Consider the following 4,124-nt stretch of genomic DNA (forward strand, 5'->3'; position numbering starts at 1 on the left):
CGTATGATGCTCGAACGGATGGATGGCGTTTTGGTCTGCAACCCGGGCAGCATCAGCCTGCCGCGCGGCGGTCCGGCAAGCTATGCACGGCTGACGATTGAAAATACGCAGGCGCGTATGCTGGAACTGCTGGAGGAAGACGGCGGCCTGCTGCGACGCGAGAAATTGGAAAATAAGGGGAACAATACATGCTTCTGACGATAGATGTGGGCAATACCAATATGGTGTTTGGCCTGTATGAGGGAGAAAAACTGCGCGGCACATTCCGCATTTCAACCAATGCCGAGCGCACCTCGGATGAACTTGGCATGCAGATTTCGCAGTACTATCATTTCCATGGAATTGACCGTGCGGAGACGGACGCGGCGATCATAGCTTCTGTTGTGCCGCCGGTGATGTATACGCTGATCAACGCCATCCGCAAATATCTGCGTGTGCAGCCGCTGGTTGTGGGACGGGACGTGGATACGGGCGTTGCCAACCGTTACAATAACCCGCGTGAGGTGGGAGCGGATCGTCTGGTCAACGCTGTTTCGGCCATTCGGAAATATGGAAAACCGCTGATTATCGTGGATATCGGCACGGCGACGACGTTTGACGCGGTGGACGAGACGGGCGCCTATCAGGGCGGCGCAATTTTTCCGGGCATCAAAGTGGCGATGGAAGCGCTGTTTCTCAAGGCTTCCAAGTTGCCGCGCGTCAATATTGAACGTCCGGAAAAGGCAATCGGCAAAACAACGGTGCAGTCGATGCAGTCGGGCGCGGTGCGCGGCTATGTCGGCGCGCTGACCGGTATTATCACCGATATGCAGCAGGAGCTGGGCGGCAAGGCGTGCGTGGTGGCGACGGGCGGCATGGGCCGCATGATGGCAGAGTACTGCCCGCTGATCAACGAGGTGGACCCCAATCTGACGCTGGAAGGGCTGCGGCTGATTTACGAGGACAATCGCGCAAGCTTTGACGGCTGCCGGCTGGATGGTGAAATATCGCTGATTGAAGTGCCCGAAGATAACTGATGTATAAAAATGCCGTGCTGCACAGGGCAGCACGGCATTTTGTATTTGTGATGCTTTTGCGTGGTTCAGTCGTCGTAATCAACATCCCAGTCGAGCACGGCGCCGGTTCTGGCATCAATATCGCAGTCATATTCGGTGCGCCCGCTGCGCAGCTCGATTTCATATACGGCACGGCCGTCGTCATAATCCAGCTGGCAGTGAACGACGGATGCGCCGGGCGCCTTGGTCAGCGCAATGGTCTTTGCCTTGTCCGCGGAAATCAGCCCGTCGGCCGGAGAGGCTCCCTGATTGGGGCGGCTGTCGGCGCGGTCGATATCGTATTCCAGTATCTTACCGGTGAGCGCGTCAATCTCATAGTCGTATTCTGCGCTGCCGGCGGTGAAATCAATTTCATATACGGCGCGGCCGTCATCCCACTTGAGGGTTGATCTGGTTACCGCAGCGCCGGTCACATCCGCATGTGAAAAAGCGGCTTTGCGTGCGGCGTCTTCGCTGATATAATCCTCCATTTGGCCGGAGCTGGTATCCACGATGCGGGCGACGCGGTTTTGGCCGTCGTACTGCACATCCAGACCGACTGCTTCGCAGATGGCACGGATGGGGGCGTAAGTTGTGCCGTTATAGGTGAATACTTCAACGGCCGTGCCGTTGATATCCAGCGGAATGAACGTCGCTCCGTTGATGGAAAGACGGATGTCATCCTCCACTGAGATGGTGCGGCCATATGCGCTGGCGGCAGAAACGGTCAGCCCCGCGATGAGCAGCGCGGCGGCGAAACCGGTGAAAAATCCGCGGCGTTTTTGCTGATTCACTAGGAAACCCTCCTTTTGTATGATGTTTTAAGCGTTTTGGGATAAAATAGGCGGCTGTTACCTGGCCAATGGGAACGAAGGGCATACTGCGCCGAGCGGGCACCCTTCGCATTTTGGATTGCGCGCGGTACAATGTTCCCTGCCGAACAGCACCAGCCGATGGCAGAAATCCGAAGATTCCTCGGGGTCGATCAATCCGCGCAGCGCCTTTTCGACCTTGACAGGGTCTTTTTCGTTTTTGACAAAGCCGAGCCGGTTGGACAGGCGAATGCAGTGCGTATCCGTCACAATCGCAGGCTGGCCGAAAATATCCCCCAAAATCAGGTTGGCCGTTTTGCGGCCGACGCCGGGAAGCTTCAGCAGGTCCTCCATATTATCCGGCACCTTGCCGTCAAACTCGCTGAGCAGCATGATAGCGCAGGCCTTGAGATCACGCGCTTTGGTGCGGAACAGGCCGCAGGTTTTAATTGCCTCGGCAATATCTTCCTCAGGCGCCTGTGCAAAACTTTCCAGCGTTGGAAACTGGCGAAACAGTGTTTCGGTAACAATATTTACCCGCGCGTCTGTACACTGGGCGGATAACCGCGTGGCAAACAGAAGTTCGTAGTCGTGCGTATAGTGCAGCGCACAGACGGCGTCCGGATACACTTCTTTGAGAAGCTCGGTTACGGCGTGCGCGCGTTCTTTTTTTGTCACGAAAACACCTCCTTATTTGGTATATTTTGATTATAAGTCAAAACACAGTAAAATGCAAGGACTTGACAAAAAAATTTAGGTTAATCATTTTTAACATAAAAAACAAGGGAAAAGAAACAAAATCTATCTGTTTGCCACTAGCAAGACGGCGGGAAATATGGTTTAATTATAGAATAACAACAAATACGCACGTTGATGGAGGTTAGAAAATGGTACGCGAGGCAATGGATTTTGTAAAGGCATATGATCCCGAGCTGGGCCGGATGATGCAGGCGGAATATGACCGTCAGCAGCGCAACATTGAGCTGATCGCTTCGGAAAATATCGTCAGTGAGGCGGTTATGGCCGCGATGGGCTCGGTGCTTACCAACAAGTATGCGGAAGGGTATCCGGGCAAGCGCTATTACGGCGGCTGTGAGTGTGTGGACGAAGTGGAAAGTCTGGCCATCAAACGTGTTTGTGAAATTTTTGGCGCCAAGTATGCCAATGTACAGCCCCACTCGGGCGCACAGGCGAACATGGCGGTTTATCAGGCGCTCTGCCAGCCGGGCGATACGGTACTGGGCATGAGTCTGGACAACGGCGGCCATCTGACGCACGGTTCTCCGGTGAACCAGTCCGGCCTGCTGTACCATATCGTACCCTACGGCGTAGATGAAAACGGCTATATTGATTATGACGCGCTGCGTGACCTGGCGAAGAAAGAGCAGCCCAAGATGATTATTGCAGGCGCGTCCGCTTATCCGCGTGCGATTGACTTTGCCAAGTTTGCAGAGATTGCGCATGAAGTCGGCGCATATCTGTTTGTCGATATGGCGCACATCGCGGGTCTGGTTGCGGCCGGCCTGCATATGAACCCGCTGCCGTATGCGGACGTTGTTACCACCACGACCCATAAGACGCTCCGCGGTCCGCGCGGCGGCGTGATTCTGACCAACAATGAAGAACTGGGCAAGAAGTTCAACAAGGCGATTTTCCCCGGCACACAGGGCGGCCCGCTTATGCATGTGATTGCGGCTAAGGCGGTCTGCTTCGGTGAGGCGCTCAAGCCGGAATTTAAGGCATATCAGCAGCAGGTTGTGGCCAATGCCAAGGTGCTGGCCAAGGCGTTCCTGGATCAGGGCTTTGATCTGGTTTCCGGCGGTACGGACAATCACCTGATGTTGCTGGATCTGCGGGGGACGGGCGTTACCGGCAAGGAACTGCAGCATCGTCTGGATGAGGTATACATTACCGCCAACAAGAACACCATCCCGAACGACCCGCAGAGCCCGTTTGTTACTTCCGGACAGCGCATCGGTACGCCGGCGGTTACCTCCCGCGGCTTCAAGGAGCCGGAGATGCTCCGCATCGCTGAATTCATCTGGCAGGCGGCAACGGATTTTGACAACAAGGCAGAAGAAATTCGTCAGAATGTGTGCGAAATCTGCTCCCGTTATCCGATTTATTGATAAAAACGCCGTAGGATGTCGGCGGATTTGCAGAAAAGGTTCAGGCTTTTGCCTGAACCTTTTTTTGTAAATTTTTCGGCATTTTCGTTGGAAAAGAGAAAAATGGGCGTTTTCAACAAAAACACCTTGAAAATAGATGAATATATGGT

At 54.4% G+C, this 4,124-nt stretch carries 4 protein-coding genes and 1 pseudogene; 3 read left to right on the forward strand and 2 right to left on the reverse strand.

The window, feature by feature from the left end; translation table 11 throughout:
• Window positions 1–198, forward strand: a pseudogene (locus ACOYIE_RS09770) (hypothetical protein); the annotation flags it as partial.
• A complete protein-coding gene (locus ACOYIE_RS09775) occupies window positions 189–1,016 on the forward strand; it encodes a type III pantothenate kinase (RefSeq protein WP_433412737.1) in 828 nt (275 codons plus the stop codon). The pseudogene ACOYIE_RS09770 and the gene ACOYIE_RS09775, both read left to right, overlap by 10 nt.
• 65 nt (window positions 1,017–1,081) lie before the next feature.
• Here ACOYIE_RS09775 and ACOYIE_RS09780 read toward each other — a convergent pair whose 3' ends face one another.
• On the reverse strand, window positions 1,082–1,828 hold the full coding sequence (locus ACOYIE_RS09780) for a PepSY domain-containing protein (RefSeq protein ID WP_433412739.1): 747 nt from the start codon (window positions 1,826–1,828) through the stop codon (window positions 1,082–1,084).
• Window positions 1,829–1,885: 57 nt separating this feature from the next.
• Window positions 1,886–2,524, reverse strand: coding sequence for an endonuclease III (gene nth, locus ACOYIE_RS09785; RefSeq protein WP_433412741.1), 639 nt, complete (start codon window positions 2,522–2,524; stop codon window positions 1,886–1,888).
• 209 nt (window positions 2,525–2,733) lie between these two features.
• Here nth and glyA point away from each other — a divergent pair, with 209 nt between their 5' ends.
• Complete coding sequence (gene glyA / locus ACOYIE_RS09790) at window positions 2,734–3,975, forward strand: serine hydroxymethyltransferase (protein WP_433412742.1); 1,242 nt, start codon at window positions 2,734–2,736, stop codon at window positions 3,973–3,975.
• Window positions 3,976–4,124: the final 149 nt, after the last annotated feature.

The organism is Agathobaculum sp. (genome assembly GCF_050946325.1).
GTDB lineage: Bacteria > Bacillota > Clostridia > Oscillospirales > Butyricicoccaceae > Agathobaculum.

Excerpts from the sequence above, each read along its gene's own strand:
- ACOYIE_RS09775 (WP_433412737.1), top strand. The coding sequence starts at position 189 with ATGCTTCTGACGATAGATGTGGGCAATACCAATATGGTGTTTGGCCTG.
- glyA (WP_433412742.1), top strand. The coding sequence starts at position 2,734 with ATGGTACGCGAGGCAATGGATTTTGTAAAGGCATATGATCCCGAGCTG.